Origin of the sequence: Pseudomonas quasicaspiana, assembly GCF_021147825.1 — a bacterium.
Lineage (GTDB): Bacteria > Pseudomonadota > Gammaproteobacteria > Pseudomonadales > Pseudomonadaceae > Aquipseudomonas > Aquipseudomonas quasicaspiana.
Genome location: NZ_JAGTPI010000030.1, coordinates 1 through 20,251, shown reverse-complemented (window position 1 = coordinate 20,251; position 20,251 = coordinate 1). Strand labels below are relative to the sequence as shown.

Below are 20,251 nucleotides of genomic sequence, written 5' to 3'. Positions count from 1 at the left end.
CGCGAACCTGGCCTGTAGCCGGGCATACCTGGAACTCCCCCACAAGCCTTATAAACACCCGTTCCAGCTTCAGTTAATCGTCAAATTGCGCTGAGTGCCCTCTTCCGCATTGATATGACTCAACCGCCCTTGATCGTCAAACATGAGCCAGTCGGCTCCTGACAGGCGTGTCCTCACTTCGGGTCGAGGCCATTGCAGCGTCGCGCAAAGGCGGTCGCTATTGCGGTGGATGAATTGCCAGCGGGTTTCATCGTCAGAAACGAGATAACCAGTGAGCAGCCAGTGCTCAAGCAGGAGCACTTCAACAGGGTCGTCTTCAGGCCCTTCAATACACCCAGGCAAGCGATAGCCCTTGCGGCTGCCACGTTGCTCGATCACAAGGACGGGATCATCTTCTCTTTCACGCTTGATGCGGATTTCGACGACGTCACTGGATGCACTGAACAACTGACGGCCGTCATCAAAGACGGTCTTCGAGGCAGGTTCGCGGCTCATCAGGCGACGATCCGGCAGGCGGTAATGCCACAGCTCACTGCCCGACTCAGGGTCGTAAAGCCAGAGGTATTCGCCATGAGCATCATCCTTCAGCCCCAGAAGACGGCCTGGCAGATCACTGACATGCCACAGCGTTTCAAACCCTCGATCCACGTCGACCACCCGCAGTTGCCGGTTTTGCCCAATGGTCCAGGACGAACCGTTGAAGATCCTGGCGAATACGTCGAACTTATGTACGCCCAGATCCGTTGCGGTACGGTTAACCAGGTCCAGCTTGCTGATCCGCCAGGCTTCGCTTCGGCGAACCAGCACCAGCGCCACTTGTCGGCTGTGGGCCATCACGATGGCTTGCGCCGGTACTGAAAAGTGAAAAAGACGCTTGCCGGATGCGTCGACGACCACTGCACCCGCCTCGCCCAATGCCAGCAAGTAACGCGAGTCTTCCAGTGCCACGGCATCCAGTATGGCCCTGCTCCCCATTGCGGGTGCCGACCATTCAAGCGTCGCCTCAACGCTATCCAGAGGCTGTTTACCCCGGCGAGGCAACGCTTTGCCAGGAAGGTCAGCCTGGAGCAGTTTGTCCTTGCTCATTATGACCAGCGCTTGCAACTGATTATGGGTCAGCCGCCCTTGCCCATTTGCTTCATCGGCAATGATCGCGTGTATCGTTGCGCCGGTCAGCCAGGCCAGCGCTTTTGCGTGACTCTGGTGCTGCAACAATGCCTCCGCCAGGGCAGCGCGCTCGGCGAAGCGCTGAGGATCATCGCGAAGCTGCTCCACCCATTCCCCATAGGCGGCCAGCGTGTCAGGTAACAGGATCGCTCGTTTGACCAGTGTCCTTATGGCAAGACGTCCACCAGCGGCCTCCGCGTCAAGTAACCATTGAGCCGCCCGGGCGCGCTCGCCGGGCAAACTCCAGATGGCGTCGACGGCTTGCAACCACAGCCCTTTGCCGATGAGCGACTCGGCCCACTCAAGCCTCAACCGCCCGGCACTTTCAGGCTGTTTTTGCTCAAGCATCATCACCGCATCAGCAAACGCGTCGTCACGACGAGCCACCTGCACCGCTCGCTGCCAGTTACCGGCCAGGCACAGCAAGCGGACGATCACCGCTGGGGGCATATCCCACGTCAGGGCCAGATCGGCGGCTTGTTGGTACCGCTCGTGCTTTTCCAGATAGTCGAGCGCTTCCTGGCGCTCTTTCAGCAGTTCGGCCAGAACGAACACTGCTTCTTCAACACGGCCTTCCCGGTCGAGCCTTTCAAACGACTTCCGGTATAAGTGCTTGAGGCGGTCTTTAAGGTCATCTTCAAAAAGCATCGCGTTAGCAGGTCCGGAACGCTCACCTACAACAAGCTCCTGGCGCCGTTGGGGAGTCCCAAATGCCTGCTCCCCCGTGCTCTGGCCACCTTCCAGTGGAATGGCGTGGCGCAGGGCTTCTTCCAGATCGCCGTCTTCGAACATTTCCATCATGCGCCGCATGTACTCTGCCTGGCGTTTGCCATAGAGCGCGGAAAGCGGTGAGCGAAGTGTCAGGCGTGTAAGCCAGCGACGCCATCGATTGACCCTGGGCTTCGTGGGCGTGGCGCGCGGTGCAATCCCCGGCTGGCTCTGGGATTGAGGCACCCCATACCCCCCGGAGGGCTGGCCAACAAAAAAACGGCGAATCCACAGCAGCAACAGAGTAAACAACGTTGCGCTGATCAGGATTCCCAGAATCACTGCGCCGACATCCGGGGAATCTGCCGCCGACGGCGAAATGGTTTGATCCTTCTTATCGTTGACGGCCATCCAGATAAAAGCGGCAACCAATATCCCGCTGATGCCGAGTTTCAGCCAGGGCAGCGATGCCACCTCGGGGCTCTTCCACGGGTTATCCGCTGGTCTACCGGCAGCCTGATCAGGGATTTTTTCAGGCGCGCTGACTTTGCGTTCCAGCAGCGCCTTCATCACCTCTTCCCGCTCAGGGCTGACAGGCCGCAGAGCACCGCCGAGGATCTCCCGCACGCCGGACGCAACAGCAGGCGGTTCAACAATCGGTTCCGGCAACGCCCGCCGACAGTCATAGGTCTCCAGCAAGGTGTAGCCACCCAAATCGAGCCATTGCGCTGGATTAATGAGCGTCGCATCGCGCAATTGCAAAGCGCTGACGTGGCTGGCACGCACCAGCCAGACATCGGCTGCGGGCAGGCTGCGCGCTTCCTGCGGGGTCAGAAGAGCCGAGCACAGTGCGTCGCCCTGACGTATCAGCGGCCAGCCCACCTGGGTTTCACACATCACAGACAGGGGTTGGCGAAAGCGCAGCAAGTCGCCGTCGGCAAAACGATAGGCGCTTGAACCCGTTTGCCATTGATCGAGGATCAGTCTTGCCCGTTCCTGCTCGTCAAACCTTTCGTGGGAGAACCATACCCCTTCAATGTGCTGATGACCGACCAGCACCGGACGGCGAATCAGTGTCGAGTCATGCTCAAGCATCCGTGCCTTCCCCGTGTTCGTCCGATGTTTCGTTGCAGAATATCTGCAGGCGCAGAGCATTGAGTGGCAACGAATAAACCAGTAATTCCCGGGTGGCACTGGTCAAGGCGGCGATAAGGCCGCTTACAGGGCAAAAGCTGATTTTGGCGATGGGGTTAGAGGTCGTGAACAACACACGCGATTGCCCATCACCACTTCGCAGCGTGACGGATTGCTGCCTGGAACTGTACACAACCATCGAGCAGTAATCATCGCCCTCTTGCTGCCATACACCGACAGCTTTCCAGCCACCGGACAGACAAAGGGTCTGCGTCGGCATCGAAGCATTCGGCGCAGCGACCAGTTGCCAGCGCTCGCCCTCAAGCGTAACGGTAAGCAGCGCACAGCCGCCGAAACCGCTCTTCCATTGCTTGCCACCGGCAAACAGCACCTGAGTGACGCCGTTAGCGTCGCCCACCACGTAAGCCGGCGAAACCTCGCCCTCAGCATTGATCGAGTGAGCGTATAAACGCCCGGCGTCACTGCGCACATAGGCTGCCCGATCCTTGTCGACTTTGGCCAGGCCCAGCACCTTGTCCGCAAGATAGTGAGTGGTACCTGACCTGGGTTTGGCGGGTGAGCGCGACGTTGCTATCGCCCAGAAAGCCAGATGCCCGTGGTTATCCAGTAAAAACAGACGGCCTGTAGTGCTGTTCCGCAACCAGACGGCGGGTAGAAAACTGGCCGTGCCAAGCGGTAATTTCAGCTCATCGGGCTCGGGTTTAAGGACAGAAACCAGTCCTGACATGTTCCAGAATGAAAGTTGCTGATGGTTACTCAGCACGCCGCCGAGTTTGTTGTGCATGAATGTGAGGCTGAGAGGCGTCCATTCCGGGTTCCATAGCTGACGGCGAATTTCGAGCGGTTTTTTTTGCCCGGCTGCTGGCAGCTTGATCAACACCACACCCGGCGCATCGAGCATTTTCATCGCGATGTGAGTGCCCGCGCTTGCAATGACCGGCAGCAAGGTCAGTGATACCCGCGGCACGCTGCCTTTGAGTACGGGAGCCTCAATGGTTTCCCCGGCAAATTGACCTTTCAGTAGCTGCAGTGCCAGTTGTTCGTCCGGGATGGGCAGCGACACGCGACGGGTGCTGGAACTTTGCAGCTCGAAGAACAGATTCTCCCCGCCCAGACTGCGGTGAACCTGAGCTCTGTGGGTACAGAGCTTACCGTCGGTTCTGGGCAAACGCTGCCCGACGACCCAGCACTCCCCGGCGTCATGTTGCTGTTCGGTAAGCCAGTCACCCCATGTCTGCCAATGCTCGTCAGTCGCCACCTCATAAGTACGGGCGTTGAGCAGCCGTCTGAGCTGTGCAGGCGAATCGAGTTCATGGAGTTCGGGCGCTTGCTGCAGAATGCCCCAGCGCAATTGGGCGCCCGCTTCCTGGGCGCGTCGTCCAAGCAATATCAGTAGCGCAAGGTGAACCAGTCTCGCTGCGCCTAACTGCAAGGGACCGGCATCAAACAAAACCACGATCAGCCGGTTTGCTTGCCTCGCATGGTATTGCGGTGCGACAAAAAGGTGTTCGCCAGCTGCGGCTCGCCGCAAAAACTCATCGGGCACCTCATCGGCCAGTAACCATTCGCTGGACAGTAAACGCTCATAAGGTCCGCGACGCTGCAGATCACCCAGGCCGTCGGGCTCGGGCACCCCGCCTTGCTGTCGCCCGCGAAACGGGCCGAGCAGTGGATTCAGACGCCCCAGCAGGTCGGCGAACATGGGTAAATGCTCGGGGGCAAACCATTCGAGCCACTGGCGCCAGGGTTGAAGGCCATCAGGTAATTGCATCAGCGTTGCGCCCAATAATCCTGGATGATCAGCAAGTGCTCCGACGTGACCGGAAGTTGACGATTGAGGGGCACCACGGCAGGCGGCTCACGCCACAGCAGCAGGGGTGAGCGCGAAAAACTGGACGACAAGGCCTGCCCCAGTAGATCGATTGGCACATCGGGCTCCCAACTGGTGGGTAACCATAGGCCGGGCGCACGCTCATCCATTGCCGCGTATTCCACTCCATCGACCCACGGCAATTCGCCAACAGCACCGGACACTACCATCACATCGCGATTGGCGGTGACTTGCAGACGTACAGCCTGCTCAGCCGGAACCAATGATAACCGTGCGTGCAGGCGCCGGGCTGCCTCGCCCCATGCTACGGCAGCCCGCGGCTCGGCCGGAGTCAGGCGAGGCCGCCAACTCCAGGTCTTTGCGTAAGCACTCATGCCGATGTCGACAGCATCTGGGCTAATTGCCCACGTACTTCCTGCAAGCGTGCCGGTATGGTCTGCGTATTGAAGTTGGCATCTATCTCGCGAAGCAAGCCTTCAAGCAAAGCACTAGCCGGTGGTTCGCTACGGGCCAGGTAGTCCTCCGCCGTTTCCAGCAGACGGCTGAGCCGTGACATCGGCTGCAGGGTTGCCTCCTCCACTGCACTGAACAAGTGACTGTTGCTGGACTGCGCAAAGATGTCCCGCAGGACTTCGCGACCATGCTGCTGGGTTTCCTTGGTAGGCAACACATACAGCAGCGGCCACAAATCTGCGTCACTGGCCTCAAGGCGTCCGCCCAGCAATGCGGCGGCCGCGATGAGTCGCTGAGACTTGACGATGCGGCGGTCCGAGAGCTGGATACCGGCCTCACGCAGACGCCGGATCGCGCGAGCCAGGGACGGCCGAACCTGAGTCAGGTCAACCTGTTTCAGCGCCTGTCCAAGTGTGTCCAGCTGGCTCAAGCCCAATAACTGCTGAACCGGGCGTTGCTCGGACTGCCAGCCACCCGCCAACATCGCCTCCAGTTGATTGTCAGGGACTGATTCAACGAACAGGTGCAGAAGGAAACGGTCACCGAACGCTGCCAGTGCCTCGTCGTCGGGCAAGCCATTTGCCGCACCGACGCAGACGCGCAGCGGGCACTGGATCTGCGTATGACCACGGCGAAAGCGCCGCTCGTTAAGCACACCCAACAACGTATTCAAGATGGCTGTAGACCCGAGAAACACCTCGTCGAGGAACACGATATCGGCTTCAGGGAGCATGCCGCTGACGTCTGTTTCGACGGTGCCTTCGCGCAACTTCTTCAGGTCCACCGCGCCGAACAGCTCGGATGGTTCGGTAAAACGCCCCAGCAGGTATTCGAAATAACGTCCGCCCATGGATTGGGCCACCCGCCGCACCACCGCGCTTTTGGCAGTGCCCGGCGGGCCGATCACCAGAATGTGCTCCTGGGCAACGGCAGCCAGAACAATCAACTCGGCGAGCTGCTCACGTCCGACCAAACCTTCGGTGGCGACACGAACAGCCTGGCGAATGTGCAACGCGGCGCTCTGCAATGAGGCAATCATGGGGTCTTCCCTGAAACTGAAGCCGAAGATTCTGCCTGACGGCGGCCTCGGCGGACAAGTTCAGTAACAGGATTAATGTCAGTTTTCGGATAGTTGAATATTGTTTGATAGGGGCGGCCAAGTATTCCTGACAACACGCTGTCGCGATGCAAACACAGGATCTGTAGGAGTGAGCTTGCTCGCGATTTCGGTCTATCAGTCGGTGAATATATTGCCTGTGCTGACGTAATCGCGAGCAAGCTCACTCCTACAGGTCCATGTTTGCTGCGCGACAGCGCGGATTCTGGACGATGAGAGATCTCCTACAGCCTGACCCCCACCTGTCATGGCCGTGAGGCGATCTCGTCCAGATGTTCCAGCAGGTCTTGTGGGTCTTCATACACACGCAAGGCCCCTGCCCGTTCAAGCTCTGCAATGTCATAACCGCCCGATAGCAAGCCGATACCGGTGGCTTTACAGCGGCGTGCAGCAAGCATGTCCCAGACGGCATCGCCAATCACCAGGCATTCCTCGATAGGCACGTCCAGCTTCTCCGCTGCGGCCAGGAACAGATCAGGATCAGGCTTGCCGTATTTCACGTCATCACGGGTAATGATGTTGATCTTGTTGATGTCCAGCTTAAGTGCTTTCAGGTTGATCGTTGCCGTATCAATCCCGCCACTGGTTGCAATGCACCACTTGAAGTTGTCCTGGCTGAGCGTATCAAGCAGCTCTACGGCACCGGGCAGTGCGATGATCTGGCCCTGAAGCCGCTCGTAGGCTTCTGCGTGCTTTTCGCTGAGTCGTTTGGCTTGCGCTTCGCTGATGTCCAGTCCGGTTTCTCTCGACAAGGTCTTGAGCATCAGCCCGCCACTCATGCCGATCTTGCGGTGGATGCGCCACATCGCGAGGGGAATATCCTCGGAGTCCAGGGCTTCTTTCCAGGCTGCAACGTTCTGATAGACGCTGTCTGTGAGCGTGCCGTCCAGATCGAAGATGAACGAAGTTTGCGGTCGCATGGGACTGTTCCTTTAATGAGTGTGAATCGGCGTCTCCATTTTTCGAGTGCCTGTGAACTGAGGTGTTCGGTTTTTCTTCAGTTCCCTTTCCAAATGCGCTGAACGGCCATATTCACAAAGCCCTATGAAATACTTGTACAAGAATTTACATTGGTACAGGTTTTTGCATCACTTCGGCTTACAGCCATCAGGAAAGACGTTTTGAACAGAGAGATGCGTTGATGAGTGCGGTTCGCCGATTGTGCCTGGTGCTGGGCGACCAATTGTCCTTTGACCTTGCTTCGCTGGCCGAGCTGGACGCCGAAAGCGATGCCGTGTTGATGGTCGAGGTCATGGAGGAAGCCAACCATGTGCCTCATCACCCGCAAAAAATCACGCTGATCTTCAGTGCCATGCGGCATTTCGCCGAGGCGTTGAAGGCGCGTAGTTTCCGTGTTCACTACGTTCGGCTGGATGACTCACTGAACAGCGGCTCGGTGCCTGCCGAGCTGCATCGCTGGCAGTCATTGTTGCAGCCGGAAGAAATTCACCTGACCGAGACCGGTGACTGGCGTCTTGAACACTCGATCAAGACATGTGGCTTAGCAATCCAGTGGCACAGCGACACACGTTTTCTCTGCAGTCGTAGCGAATTCTCTGACTGGGCCCAAGGCAAAAAACAGCTGCGGATGGAGTTCTTCTACCGGGAGATGCGCCGCAAAAGCCGGCTATTGATCAATGGCGATGGTACCCCGGTCGGTGGCGCCTGGAACTTCGACGCGGAAAACCGCAAGGCGTTGCCCAAGAACGTGCGCGCTCCCTACCCCGCGCGCTTTTCTACCGACGCAATCACTCAGGAAGTCATTGCACTGGTTCGGGACAGGTTCTCCAGTCACTATGGTGCGCTGGATAGTTTTGACTACCCGGTGACTCATGCAGAGGCGCAGTCTCTATGGGAATATTTTCTGGATTACGGGCTGGCCGGTTTTGGCGATTATCAGGACGCCATGGCCAGCAACGAACCCTTCCTTTTCCACGCCCGCATCAGCGCCGCGCTGAACATCGGCCTGCTGGACCTTCGTCAACTGTGCAGCGATGTGGAATCGGCCTATTGGGCAGGCAGTATTGCCTTGAATGCCGCTGAGGGCTTCATTCGCCAACTGATCGGCTGGCGTGAATATGTACGTGGCGTCTATTGGTTAAAGATGCCGGACTACGCCAGCGGCAATTCATTCGGCAACACCAGGTCGCTGCCGGAGTTCTACTGGACCGGTAAAACCAGAATGAACTGCATGAGTCAGGCCATCGGTCAAAGCCTGGAATACGCCTATGCGCATCATATTCAGCGCCTGATGGTGACCGGCAACTTCGCGCTGCTTGCCGGCATTGCGCCGCCGCAGATATGCGAGTGGTATCTGGCGATTTACATGGATGCCTTCGACTGGGTCGAGCTGCCCAACACATTGGGCATGGTCATGCATGCCGATGGTGGCTACCTCGGCTCCAAACCCTACTGCGCCAGCGGTCAGTACATCAAGCGCATGTCCAACTACTGCGGGGACTGCGCTTATAAAGTGACTGAAAGTACGGCTGACAATGCCTGTCCTTTCAACTCGCTGTACTGGCACTTCCTGATGCGTCACGGCAACCTTCTGCGCAGTAATCAGCGCATGGGCATGATCTACAAGAATCTTGACCGCATGCCCGTATCGAAACAGCAAGCACTCTGGCAGCGCGGCGAGATGCTGCTTGCGAAGCTGGATGCTGGGGAGATGATTTAAAGCAAATCGTTTGTTAAGCCTGACGCTGCGCTATAGCGAATCAAACATAGAACCTGTAGGAGCGCGCTTGCCCGCGATAGCGTCAGCGCAGTCGATATATGTATCGACTGACGCACGGAAACGCGGGCAAGCGCACTCATCAAACAACACGCAAACCACTGGATTGAAATGCATTTTCTGTAGGAGCTGCCGAAGGCTGCGAAGCATTTCTCCTGATAAACCGCGATCGCAGCCTTCGGCAGCTCCTACAGGTCCCGTGTTTACTTAGCGAAAGCGTAGTGTCAGGGACACCGGGATGCCCTTACAGAAAAGCACTCCAAATCAGGCAGTGGCATTTGTTGGACAGGAGATGCATTGAAAAAGAATGAGTTGCCCGTAAAAACCTGCGTCGTCTGCGGCCTGCCTTTTACCTGGCGCAAGAAGTGGGCGCGTTGCTGGGATGAAGTCCGCTACTGCTCGGAGCGTTGTCGACGAAACAAGCGCGCCGAGCATTCAAGTTAAAAAGCCAGATGTCCGAAACGGTCCTGCACTGGTCCTGCCCATGTCTATCGTCGTTACCGCTGTGTGCTTACCATGGGATCTCTTAAACGCCTCTCACAGAGCAAAGAGAACAGACCATGAGTAACAAAGCCCTGATCGTCATTGATGTGCAGCACTCGTTCCGCCACTCTACCTACTGGTCCGAAACTGACCTGCCGACTTACCTGAAAAACCAGCAAGCGTTGATTGACGGGTGTGTCCAGCAAGGCATCCCCGTGGTACAAGTCTTCCACGTCGAGGAGCAGGGACACTTCTCTCTGGCGTCAGGTCACGTGAAAACCCTGGACGAACTGTCCATCCAACCGGATGTGGTCATTCACAAGCGTTTTCACAGCGCGTTCGCTGGCACTCCACTCGCCGCCTGGCTGACTGAAAGACATATCAATTCACTGATCATCAGCGGCATCCGCACTGAACAGTGTTGCGAAACCACCACACGGCAAGCCTCAGACAGCGGCTTCTCCGTAGACTTCGTCAGCGAGGCGACTTTGACTTTCCCCATGACTCACCCACGCAGCGGTCGCACCTACAGCCCCGCAGAGATTCGCGAGCGTACCGAACTGGTGCTGGAAGATCGCTTTGCCCGGATCGTCACCGTTACCCAGGCGCTCGAAGGTTGAAACAATGACGATCCCGGTGCTGTTTGTACTGCTGCCCAATGTGCTGATGCTTGATCTGGCAGGCCCGGCGGAAGTACTGCGGCTTGCCGCGCAAGGTGACAGCGAAACAGCGCTGAAGGTTGATCTGCAGTACGTCAGCCCGGTTGCGTCGCTGCAATCTTCAATCGGGTTGCCATTGTCCGGTTTGGCACCACTGCCAGAGTTTCTGATGCCTGGGACGTTGGTGGTGCTGGTCGGCTCTACCACCGGGACAACACCCGCACAGCAGCTTCAGTTCGAGCAGGCCAGCGTGGTCGTCACTGACTGGTTGCAACGGGTATTTGAGCCATCAGGAAACCGGCTGGTGTGCATCTGCGCAGGAGCGTTGATCGCCGCTAAAGCGGGCCTTCTGGAGGGTCGGCAATGCACGACTCATCACTCTCTGTGCGCCACTTTGCAAACCATTGCACCCAACGCGCGGGTGCTGGAGAACCGACTGTATGTCACTGACGGGCCGATCAGTTGCAGCGCTGGTGTAACCGCAGGTATCGACCTGATGCTGCATCTGGTCGCAGAGCTGGCGGGACCGCAACTGGCCTGTTCTGTGGCGCGGGACATGGTGGTGTACATGCGTCGTGGCGGCGCTGACCCGCAACTATCGCCCTGGATTGCCGGGCGCAATCATCTGCATCCCGCGCTGCACCGTGTGCAGGACGCAATCACTGCGGCGCCTTGTGACGACTGGAGTGTTACCCGCATGGCAAGCCTGGCGTGCACCAGCAGCCGACATCTGGCGCGCCTGTTTCAAGAGCACGCGGGCATCAGCCCGCTTGATTACCTGCACCGGCTGCGCGTCAGCGTCGCCCGTGAACTGCTGGCCCAATCGACCCTTGATATGGAAGCGATAGCCGAGCGTGCCGGGTTTGGATCGGCGCGACATTTGCGGCGGATCTGGGGCAAGTATGAGGCCACGCCACCGTCGGAAAGCCGCTCGGGTTGAATAAGCTGTTGACGCGCTGACAGCAGGATATAGATCCTTAGGTGCTTGCCTGCAAATCAAAGTCCGCAGTTTTTCAGACGTGCCGCGGTGTCGCCATCGCGGGCAAGCCTCGCTCCCACAGGACCTACGCAATCTCAAGTACGGTAGTCAGAATATCGCCTTGCCGGCCCAGCAAAGAGCACGCAGCCTACCGAATCTCGTTGACGTACATGAAGTGCTCAGTACTTGCGCGCTGATGGGTCATCATCACCGGCGTGGCGGCCTGATCGAAAGACACCGCATCAATTATCATCACCGCATGGGGCGCAGTCAGTTCCAGTAACCGGCAATCTTCCTCATTGGCCAGCCCGGCCGTCAGTTGCTCCCGCACAGCGGCAACGCGCAGACCGTATTGCTCCAGCAGATAGCGATAGAGCAGCTCCGGCAGTTCGTCCGGGCCAGGAAAATCCGGCACTTTACTGGCCACGATCGTGAACTGCTCGTGCATCGCGGGCACACCATCGATGCTGCGTAGACGGTGCAAGCGATAAACCGGGCTTCCCTCTTCAATCAGGAGCTTTTCAGCGTCCTTCGCATTCGCCTCTCCCAACTGGTAATCAAGCAACACGGTGCGCGATTTCAGCAGCGCGCCTTCCTTATTGTGCAAACGGAAGTACTGGAAGAAATAACGCAGGTTGTGCAGCGGAGCCCAGCCCGTCACCACGGTGCCCGTCTTGCGCCGACGCATCAGCATCCCTTCGGACACCAGCTCGGCCAACGCGCGGCGGATGGTGCCAACTGAAACGCCGAAATCGGCCGCCAAAGCATTCTCACTGGGTATGACCGTGCCGCTGGCCCATTCGCCGAGAAGGATCGCCTCGGAGATGTGCCGTTTGACCACCTCATAAAGGGGCGCGCTGTCGTTTTCGCTCAATCGCGAGAAATTCACAGGTGCAGGCGGCGGGTTGTTGTCTGTCATCTTTTTTCCTTGACGGGCCGTGCATGGATACTTAACTATAAACTATATAGAAATACATCGAGAGCGAAAAATGACGACGAATGCGGCGCTGAAACAGGCACTCGAGTCGATCGAGGCGGATCATGATTCGCTCATCCACGATCTGCAACGCATGATCGCGGTAGACACCTGTTTTCCTCCGGGGGCGGGCTACGGCGCGTTCGCCGACCTCATGGATGAGTTGGTCGCGCCGTTAGGGATGGAAACGCGCCGCGTCACAGTGCTCGAAGCACTGTGGCAGACCCGCAGCGGCGAAGCCTATGGCGAACGCATCAATGTTGTCGCTCGCCGGACCGGCGATCAGGAAGTCTGCAGCCTATATTTCCATGTCGATACCGTACCGCCGGGCGACGGCTGGACTCAGCCACCGCTGCAACTGACCGAGGTCGGAGGCAAACTTATTGGCCGCGGCACCGCTGACATGAAAGGCAGCATCGCCTCTACCCTCACCGCCTTGCGTGCAGCCCAGCGTTTCAAGTTGCCGCTGCGCTATTGCCCGGCGTTGTTGCTGTGCACTGACGAAGAAGGCGGCCTGTACCCAGGCATCCGTTATCTGGCCGAACAACAGTTGGTCGAAGGCCACATCCTCAGCTTCAACGGCGGCGCAGCACCCCGGATCTGGGCGGGCTGCTTTGGCAGTATCGATCTGAAGATAACGGTCAAAGGCCGCTCCTCGCACTCCGGTGAGCCGGTCAATGCAATCAATGCCATTGAACAGAGCCTGCCGCTGCTTAATGCGCTGCACAGCCTGAAGCTCGACGTGCAAAAACGAGCCTGGCCGATGCCCTCGCCGCCGCATTACAACGGCGCCCCGCTGATTTCACGCATGACACTGGCCGCCGCCCACGGTGGCAGCAAGGGATCAACCGTCCCCGCGCAGTTCGAGATTCTGATCAATCGCCGCTATGCGCCGCAGGAGCCTTACGAGCAGGTCATGGCCGAGTTGGAAAACTGCATTGAGAGCGCCATGGCGGATAGCGAAGCGTTGTCCGTCGAGCATGAAGTTATTGGTCATCTGGCTCCGGTGGCCGACCCTACAGGTCCCCACTGGCCACGTTGGCAGGCTGCGCTGGGCGTTGGCTTCGGTTTCACCCCGGAGCAGTTTCAGTGCTATGGCTCGTCGAGCAGTTCCGACATGGGCTGGGTGCAGCAAGCCGGGATTCAGGAGATTCTGCTGGGTGGACTGATCCGCCCGGAAAGCCGTATTCATGCTGCGGACGAGTACACCACACGCAGCGACCTGGTGGCTCTGGCGCAGTCGATTCTGGCCTATCTGGCCGCTGATTTCGATTCGCCGGATTCTTTTGAATCACCTGCTGACTGAACACTGGAAACACCGAAGACCGGCATCAAGACTGGTTATCGGCTTTTTACCTGGCTGCCCTATGCCCACTCATTGCTAAGTGAAGTATCGCCATGACTAACGTTTTCAGGCTCAACCGTCGTCGTTTTCTGACCACCTCCGCCATCGTTACCGGCGCGGCTATGCTGCCGTTTTCCGGCACACTATGGGCTGCGGCTGCTGCACGCAAAGGCGGCACGCTGCGTATCAGCGTCGACCAGGCGGTGGGCATGCTCAACCCGCTGCTGGCACGGGTTAACCCCGAATATCTGCTCAGCGAACTGCTTTATAACGGCCTGACCCGCCTGAGCCAGGACATGCAGGCCGAACCGGATCTGGCGCAATCCTGGAGCCACAACGATACGCTGACCGAATGGACATTCACCCTGCGCAGCAATCTGCGATTCCACGACGGCAGCGCCTGCACCGCCAAGGACGTCGCCGCCAGCCTGCAAGCGATCCTTGATCCCAAAACCGCTTCGCCCGGCCTGCGCAACATCGGCCCGATTCAAACTGTCGAAGCGCTGGATGACCTGCGCGTCAAAATCACCACCAGCGCCCCGTATGCCGACCTGCCAGTGAGCCTGGCCTACCCGGACGCCAAGATCGTCCCGGCCGCCATCGTGCAAGGCGATCTGGCTCGACTGTCCCGCGAAGCGGTGGGCACCGGTCCGTTCAAGCTGGTGTCGTTCGAACCGGAACGCATGGTGGTGGTCGCCCGCAACGAACACTTTCATGACCCGGAGCGCCCGCACCTGGATCGTATTGAAATCCGCGTCTATCCCGATCCGTCCGCGGAAAGCTCGGCGCTGATGTCAGGCGACATTGACCTGATGCTCTCGGCGCAAGCCACAGAGTTCAGCCGTCTCAGTGCTGCCAGCGGCGTAAAAGGCCTGCGCGTCCCGTCCGGGCAGTTCCTGAATATCAACATGGCGTGCGATCAGCCACCGTTCAACGATGTGCGGGTTCGTCAGGCGCTGTCTCTTTGCGTCGACCGCGCTGCCCTCGTGGATTTTGTGGCGGAAGGTTTTGGTACTCCCGGCAATGACACCCCGCTCAATGCTGCTTACCGCTATCACAGCGATATCGCCTTGCGAGAGGCCAATATCGAGCAGGCCAAAAAGCTGCTGGCCGACGCCGGTTATCCCAACGGTCTGGCCATCACGCTGGTGGCTTCGGACAAACCGTCCACGCGTACTCAGTTGGGTATTGCTGTCCGCGAAATGGCCAAGCCAGCCGGCTTCAACATCAATGTTGCGACCATGGCCAACAGCACTTATCTGGATCAGGTCTGGAAGAAAGGCAATTTCTACGTCGGCTTCTACAACATGCAGCCTTCCGCCGACGCGGTGTTCTCGCTGCTGTACACCTCGAATGCCGCCTGGAATGAAACCCGCTGGAACAACGCCGATTTCGACGCAGCAGTGACTGCAGCCCGTGGCACCGATGACCCGGTCAAGCGCGCCGCCCTGTACGCCACCGCGCAGAAACTGATGCACGAGCAGGTGCCATCGCTGATTCCGACGTTCTTCGATGTGCTGGCCGCGCAACGCAACTACGTTCAGGGCTACCAGTTGCACCCACGCGGTGCAGTGTTCCGGCTCGATCAGGCGTGGCTGGACGACAGCGCGCCCAAGCGTGGATGAACCGAGGATAAATCTGTGACTGCTGCTTATCTGACCAAGCGTTTGCTGTTGGTCGTGTACACCCTGCTGATCGTTTCACTGCTGGTCTTTGCCATCACGCAACTGCTCCCGGCAGATGCAGCGGTGACGTTGCTGGGCCAGAACGCCACGCCTGAAGCCCTTGAAGCGCTGCGTGCCAGGCTTGGGCTGGATCAGCCCGCCTGGCTGCAATTCAGTCACTGGTTGATGGGGGTTCTGCAAGGCGACCTGGGTGTGTCAATGCGCAACGGCCAGCCGGTACTCGGTTCACTGCTTGATGCGCTGGGCCGCTCATTATTGCTGGCAAGCTGCTCGTTGCTGCTGATGCTGGCGGTGGCGATTCCGCTGGGAATCATCGCCGCTGTGCGCCGAGGACGTCCGGTGGACCTGATCATCGGCGTGCTGTCGTACATCGGCGTGTCGTTGCCCGAGTTCGTCACGGCCACGCTGCTGGTTCTGCTGTTCGCTGATTTCTGGCAACTGCTACCGGCGACCGGCTATGTGCCGCTGGGCGATAACGTCGTCGAAAGCATTCGCCACCTGATTCTGCCGACGCTGACGGTGTCGATGATCATGGTCGCCCACGTCTCGCGCATGGTGCGCTCGGAAATGATCGACGTTCTGGAAACCGACTATATACGCGCCGCACGCCTCAAAGGCCTCACGCGGCGGCGGGTATTGCTGCGTCATGCGCTGCGCAACGGCTTGTTGCCGACCATCACCATTGTCGCGCTGGACGTGGGCTACCTGCTGGGCGGCATCGTCGTAGTCGAGGAGATTTTCAACATTCCCGGCATCGGCCGCGAACTGCTGGTAGCAGTCGCCGCTCGCGACTTGCCGGCGATTCAGGGCGGTGTGTTGATCCTTGCCGCTACTTATTGCGTGGTCAACTTTGTGGCTGACCTGACCTATGCCTATCTCGACCGGCGAATTCAATATGCGTAATGTTTTCTACCGGCTGCTGACAACGCCGCAAGGCTTGCTGGGCAGTCTTATCTTGCTGCTGGCGGTGGTGCTGGTCATTGCTGGGCCCGCGCTGGCCCCGTTCGACCCGGAAGCCATTTCAATTCTCACCCGCTACAAAGCACCCAGCCTGACGCACTGGCTGGGTACCGACCAGATGGGCCGCGACATCCTCAGTCGTGTACTGGTCGGGGCTCAGGCAACGATCTCGCTGTCAGTGTTTGCTACCGCCATGGCGATGCTCATCGGCGCATTACTGGGCACTGTCAGCGGTTACCTCGGTGGTCGCGTCGACGAAGCACTGATGCGAACGCTGGATGCGGTAATGGCAATCCCCACGCTGTTATTTGCAATGCTGATTGTCAGCACGCTCGGCAAAAGCGATTTCAATGCGGTACTGGCGATCACCATTGCCTTCGTGCCAGGCATGGCGCGTATCGCCCGCAGCGTTGCCCTCGCAGCCCGCCGCCAGGACTACGTCAATGCCGCAATCGCCCGAGGTGAATCCACCGCCTACATCGTGGTGCGGGAGATGTTGCCCAATATCGTCGCACCGATCATTGTCGAGGCGACCATCCGCGTGGCCTTCGCGATCATGCTGTTTGCCACCTTGAGCTTCCTCGGTCTTGGCGCACAACCGCCCCAGCCTGAATGGGGGCTGATGGTTGCCGAAGCGCGGCGCTACTTCTTCCAGGCTCCGTGGATGATGCTGATGCCGGGCCTGGCAATCGCCATCATTGCGATCGGCTTCAATCTGCTGGGCGATGGCTTGCGCGATGCCCTTAATCCCAAGGGGCAGCGCTCATGAGTACGGTTTTGCAAGTGGCTGACTACAGCCTCGACTATCAATTGCCCACAGGCGCCCTGAACGTCCTGCAAAACATCGATTTCAGTGTTGCAGCCGGCGAAGTCGTCGGGCTGGTCGGTGAGTCCGGCTCGGGCAAGACCACCCTTGGCTGGGCAATCATGCGTTACCTGGCCAGCAATGCCCGGGAGATGGGCGGCAGCATCAGCCTGCAAGGCGAAAACCTGCTGCAAATGCCTCAACGTGAGGTGGAGAAGCTGCGTGGCGGTCGCCTGGGCATGATTTTTCAAGACCCTAGCGCATCGCTTAATCCGACCCTCAGCCTCGGCGAGCAAGTGGTCGAAGTCCTGACACACCACCGGGATCTGGGCTATCGCGAGGCCTGGGCCCTGGGCGAACAATTGCTGGCCGACGTTGATCTGAAAGACCCTGCCGCAATGATGAAGCGCTTCCCCCACGAAGCCTCCGGTGGCGAGAAGCAACGTGTGCTGATCGCAACCGCCTTCGCTTGCCGCCCGCAGTGCCTGATTTTCGATGAGCCGACCACGGCACTCGACGTGATCAGCTCCGCGCAGATCCTGCAGTTGTTTCGCCGTCTGCGTGAAGAAACCGGCGTTGCTTCTTTATATATCTCCCATGACCTGGCGCTGGTGTCGCGCGTTGCGGACCGGGTGTGCGTGCTCAATCAGGGGCGCATCGTCGAACAGGCTCGTGGCGGACGCATTTTCAGCGCCCCAAGTGATCCTTACACGCAACGTCTGGTGGCGGCTGTTCCGGCTGCGGACAAACGTCTGCTGGATGAAAAGAGATCCGTCGGCCCCGCACTGTTGCAAGTCAGCGACCTCAACGTCCGCTACGGGCGGCCAAGCTTGCTGGACAGTCTGCTGCGGCGTAAATCCGTGCCGTCCATGGGCGCCCGCGACATGAACCTGAGCATGGCGCGGGGCGAAATTCTCGGCATCATCGGCGAGTCCGGCTCGGGTAAATCAACCCTCGCCAAGGCCCTGACTGGCTTGACGCCGTTTACCGGCACTGTGTATTTCGACGGCAAACCGATCTGCGGCCCTGCGCAAATGGATCGCGATTACCGGCGCAAGGTGCAGATCATCTTTCAGCACCCGGACGCCTCGCTTAATCCACGACAGACGATTGGCCAGATCCTATCCCGACCGCTGCGTCTGTATGGCTTGAACGAAGGAGAAACCGAAGCGGAGGCGATCGCACGCCTGCTCCGCGAAGTGCGTTTGCCAGAAGACTTTGCCACTCGCCATCCCCACGAGTTGTCGGGTGGACAAAAACAGCGTGTCGCCATCGCCCGCGCTTTTGCCGCCCGCCCTGAACTGGTGATCTGCGATGAAATCACCGCCGCGCTGGACGTCTCGGTGCAGGCCACGGTGATCGAACTGCTACTGGAACTGCGCCGACAGCACGGCACCGCGTACCTGTTCATTACTCATGATCTCAATCTGATCAGGCAGATAGCCCACCGGATTGCCGTTATGTACCGCGGTGATCTGCTGGAAATTCTGCCCGCCGTGGGCATGGCCGCTCAGGCAACCCACCCTTATACCCGCGCCCTGCTCGACGCAGTGCCGCAGCCTTTGAATGAATTGGAGCGCATTGATGAAGAGCCACAGCATGACGCCTGAAGCGCTACTCGACCGCATTGACGAGGCGTACTGCCTGGATTTTCTGGCGCGCATGGTGCAGCACAAAAGCTACAGCGCCACCCCCGAAGAACGGCTACTGGCCGAGTACATGGCAGGGCAAATGGCGGAGCTGGGGCTGGACGCCAGACTGATGCCGGTGCCGGGCGAACGCCTGAACGCCATTGGCACGCTCAAGGGCCAGGGCGGCGGTCACAGCTTGTTGTTCAATGGGCATCTCGACACCAACCCGGTGACTGAAGGCTGGACGGTGGATCCGTGGGCCGGAAAGATTGATGAGGAGTTCATCTACGGCATCGGTGTTTCCAACATGAAGGCTGGCGATGCAGCGTATTTTTGCGCACTGAAAACCTTGATTGACGCCGGGATCAAGCTCAAGGGCGATGTGATCCTCACTTATGTGGTGGGTGAACTGCAGGGTGGCATCGGGACCATTGCGGCCATCGAGCAAGGTGTGAAAGCGGACTATTTCATCAATTCCGAACCCACTGACCTGCAAGCCGTGACTCTGCATGTGGGTTCGTTGATGTTCGTCATCGAGCTGACCGGCGACACCCGTCACCTGTCCAAACGCGAAGAGGCCGTGGACGTGATCACCGCTGCGGTGCAGTTGATCCCGCAGATCAACGGCATCACCTTCAGCGGCGCGCGTTCGCCGGAGCATGAGAAGGTCAATCGCGGCCATATCGGAGTGGTGCGAGGTGCGCTGGGCCGTGATCTTGAAGAATGGCGTCCGCCACAGGTTGCAGACTTTCTGCGCCTGCGCGGTTCGGCCCGCTACACACCGGGCCAAACCGTGGAGTCAGTGCTGGCTGATTTGCAGCGCCTGCTGGATCAGCTCTGCGAGCAATTCCCCGGACTACAGGCAACGCTGATCAATGACAGTGACAACCAGCCGCTGATGCCGCCGTTCGAGGTGTCCTATGACTCGTTGATCGTCAAGGCGGTCAACACTGCTTATGAGCAGGTTCGTGGCGAGCCGCAGCCGACCGGGATCATCACCCCGCCCGCTTATTTCGGCACTGACGCTGCGCACTTCTACCAGCGTCTGGGCATGCAAGGCGTGGTCTGCGGTCCGGGCGGCAAGTTCAACACCATGCCGGACGAACGCGTACACATCAGCGATTATCTGGACATGGTGCGCGTCTATATCCTGGCCATCCTCAGCATTTGTGAGGTTGCTGAGTAACTCAAGCGTACCCGGATTCTGTGTGCGAGGCTTGACTGCGATTCAGGCGCTGAGGTCTTTCAGTCCAACTGCTGCGGTACAGCCAATTCCAGACGGTGGATTTCCACTAAGCCTTGAGTTGGCTTTATATCTGAGGCGCCTGTATCGCGGGCAAGCCCGGCTCCCACATGAGATCGCATTCCCCTGTGGGATCGAGGCTTGCCCGCGATTCAGGCGCTGAGGTCTTTCAGTCCAACTGCTGCGGTACAGCCAATTCCAGACGGTGGATTTCCGCCAAGCCTTGAGTTGGCTTTATATCTGAGGCGCCTGTATCGCGGGCAAGCCCGGCTCCCACATGAGATCGCATTCCCCTGTGGGATCGAGGCTTGCCCGCG

General features: G+C 58.9%; 16 protein-coding genes. 10 read left to right on the top strand and 6 right to left on the bottom strand.

Annotation, left to right across the window (positions count from 1 at the left end):
• Positions 1-69 precede the first annotated feature (69 nt).
• The 5 genes from KDX30_RS17450 to KDX30_RS17430 form a co-directional block, all read right to left on the bottom strand.
• Entirely contained in the window at positions 70-2,970 is a 2,901-nt protein-coding gene (locus tag KDX30_RS17450; RefSeq protein WP_231677032.1) for a bpX6 domain-containing protein, read from the bottom strand.
• A complete protein-coding gene (locus KDX30_RS17445; protein ID WP_231677031.1) occupies positions 2,963-4,801 on the bottom strand; it encodes a hypothetical protein in 1,839 nt (612 codons plus the stop codon). The genes KDX30_RS17450 and KDX30_RS17445 overlap by 8 nt, the downstream gene beginning before the upstream one ends.
• On the bottom strand, positions 4,801-5,235 hold the full coding sequence (locus KDX30_RS17440) for a bpX5 domain-containing protein (RefSeq protein WP_231677030.1): 435 nt from the start codon (positions 5,233-5,235) through the stop codon (positions 4,801-4,803). Before KDX30_RS17440 ends, KDX30_RS17445 begins: the two co-directional genes overlap by 1 nt.
• Entirely contained in the window at positions 5,232-6,353 is a 1,122-nt protein-coding gene (locus KDX30_RS17435) for an AAA family ATPase (RefSeq protein WP_231677029.1), read from the bottom strand. The genes KDX30_RS17440 and KDX30_RS17435 overlap by 4 nt, the downstream gene beginning before the upstream one ends.
• 323 nt (positions 6,354-6,676) lie before the next feature.
• A complete protein-coding gene (locus tag KDX30_RS17430) occupies positions 6,677-7,351 on the bottom strand; it encodes an HAD family hydrolase (protein ID WP_231677028.1) in 675 nt (224 codons plus the stop codon).
• A 221-nt stretch (positions 7,352-7,572) separates the two neighbouring features.
• Here KDX30_RS17430 and KDX30_RS17425 point away from each other — a divergent pair, with 221 nt between their 5' ends.
• The 4 genes from KDX30_RS17425 to KDX30_RS17410 all read left to right on the top strand — a co-directional run bounded on the left by KDX30_RS17425 (position 7,573) and on the right by KDX30_RS17410 (position 11,250).
• Positions 7,573-9,111: a cryptochrome/photolyase family protein gene (locus KDX30_RS17425; RefSeq protein ID WP_231677027.1), complete on the top strand. Its 1,539-nt coding sequence runs from the start codon at positions 7,573-7,575 to the stop codon at positions 9,109-9,111.
• 354 nt (positions 9,112-9,465) lie between these two features.
• Positions 9,466-9,612, top strand: a complete 147-nt coding sequence (locus tag KDX30_RS17420) for a DUF2256 domain-containing protein (RefSeq protein WP_099271412.1) — start codon at positions 9,466-9,468, stop codon at positions 9,610-9,612.
• A gap of 116 nt (positions 9,613-9,728) precedes the next feature.
• Positions 9,729-10,271: a cysteine hydrolase family protein gene (locus KDX30_RS17415; protein ID WP_122708861.1), complete on the top strand. Its 543-nt coding sequence runs from the start codon at positions 9,729-9,731 to the stop codon at positions 10,269-10,271.
• A gap of 4 nt (positions 10,272-10,275) precedes the next feature.
• The gene (locus KDX30_RS17410; RefSeq protein WP_231667567.1) at positions 10,276-11,250 is read left to right on the top strand and encodes a GlxA family transcriptional regulator; all 975 of its coding nucleotides are present in this window, start codon (positions 10,276-10,278) and stop codon (positions 11,248-11,250) included.
• 187 nt (positions 11,251-11,437) lie between these two features.
• Here the strand turns inward: KDX30_RS17410 and KDX30_RS17405 are convergent, their stop codons facing one another.
• Positions 11,438-12,208, bottom strand: a complete 771-nt coding sequence (locus tag KDX30_RS17405) for a GntR family transcriptional regulator (protein WP_122395275.1) — start codon at positions 12,206-12,208, stop codon at positions 11,438-11,440.
• Positions 12,209-12,278: 70 nt separating this feature from the next.
• On the opposite strand from KDX30_RS17405, the gene KDX30_RS17400 reads away from it, so the two are divergent.
• The 6 genes from KDX30_RS17400 to KDX30_RS17375 all read left to right on the top strand — a co-directional run bounded on the left by KDX30_RS17400 (position 12,279) and on the right by KDX30_RS17375 (position 19,877).
• On the top strand, positions 12,279-13,571 hold the full coding sequence (locus tag KDX30_RS17400) for a M20 family metallopeptidase (protein WP_231677026.1): 1,293 nt from the start codon (positions 12,279-12,281) through the stop codon (positions 13,569-13,571).
• A gap of 92 nt (positions 13,572-13,663) precedes the next feature.
• Positions 13,664-15,235: an ABC transporter substrate-binding protein gene (locus KDX30_RS17395; protein ID WP_231677025.1), complete on the top strand. Its 1,572-nt coding sequence runs from the start codon at positions 13,664-13,666 to the stop codon at positions 15,233-15,235.
• Between the two features lie 15 nt (positions 15,236-15,250).
• Positions 15,251-16,198: an ABC transporter permease gene (locus tag KDX30_RS17390; protein ID WP_231677024.1), complete on the top strand. Its 948-nt coding sequence runs from the start codon at positions 15,251-15,253 to the stop codon at positions 16,196-16,198.
• On the top strand, positions 16,191-17,024 hold the full coding sequence (locus tag KDX30_RS17385) for an ABC transporter permease (RefSeq protein ID WP_099271418.1): 834 nt from the start codon (positions 16,191-16,193) through the stop codon (positions 17,022-17,024). The genes KDX30_RS17390 and KDX30_RS17385 overlap by 8 nt, the downstream gene beginning before the upstream one ends.
• The gene (locus KDX30_RS17380) at positions 17,021-18,670 is read left to right on the top strand and encodes a dipeptide ABC transporter ATP-binding protein (RefSeq protein WP_231677023.1); all 1,650 of its coding nucleotides are present in this window, start codon (positions 17,021-17,023) and stop codon (positions 18,668-18,670) included. Before KDX30_RS17385 ends, KDX30_RS17380 begins: the two co-directional genes overlap by 4 nt.
• Entirely contained in the window at positions 18,645-19,877 is a 1,233-nt protein-coding gene (locus KDX30_RS17375) for a M20 family metallopeptidase (protein ID WP_231677022.1), read from the top strand. The genes KDX30_RS17380 and KDX30_RS17375 overlap by 26 nt, the downstream gene beginning before the upstream one ends.
• The last annotated feature ends 374 nt before the right edge of the window (positions 19,878-20,251 follow it).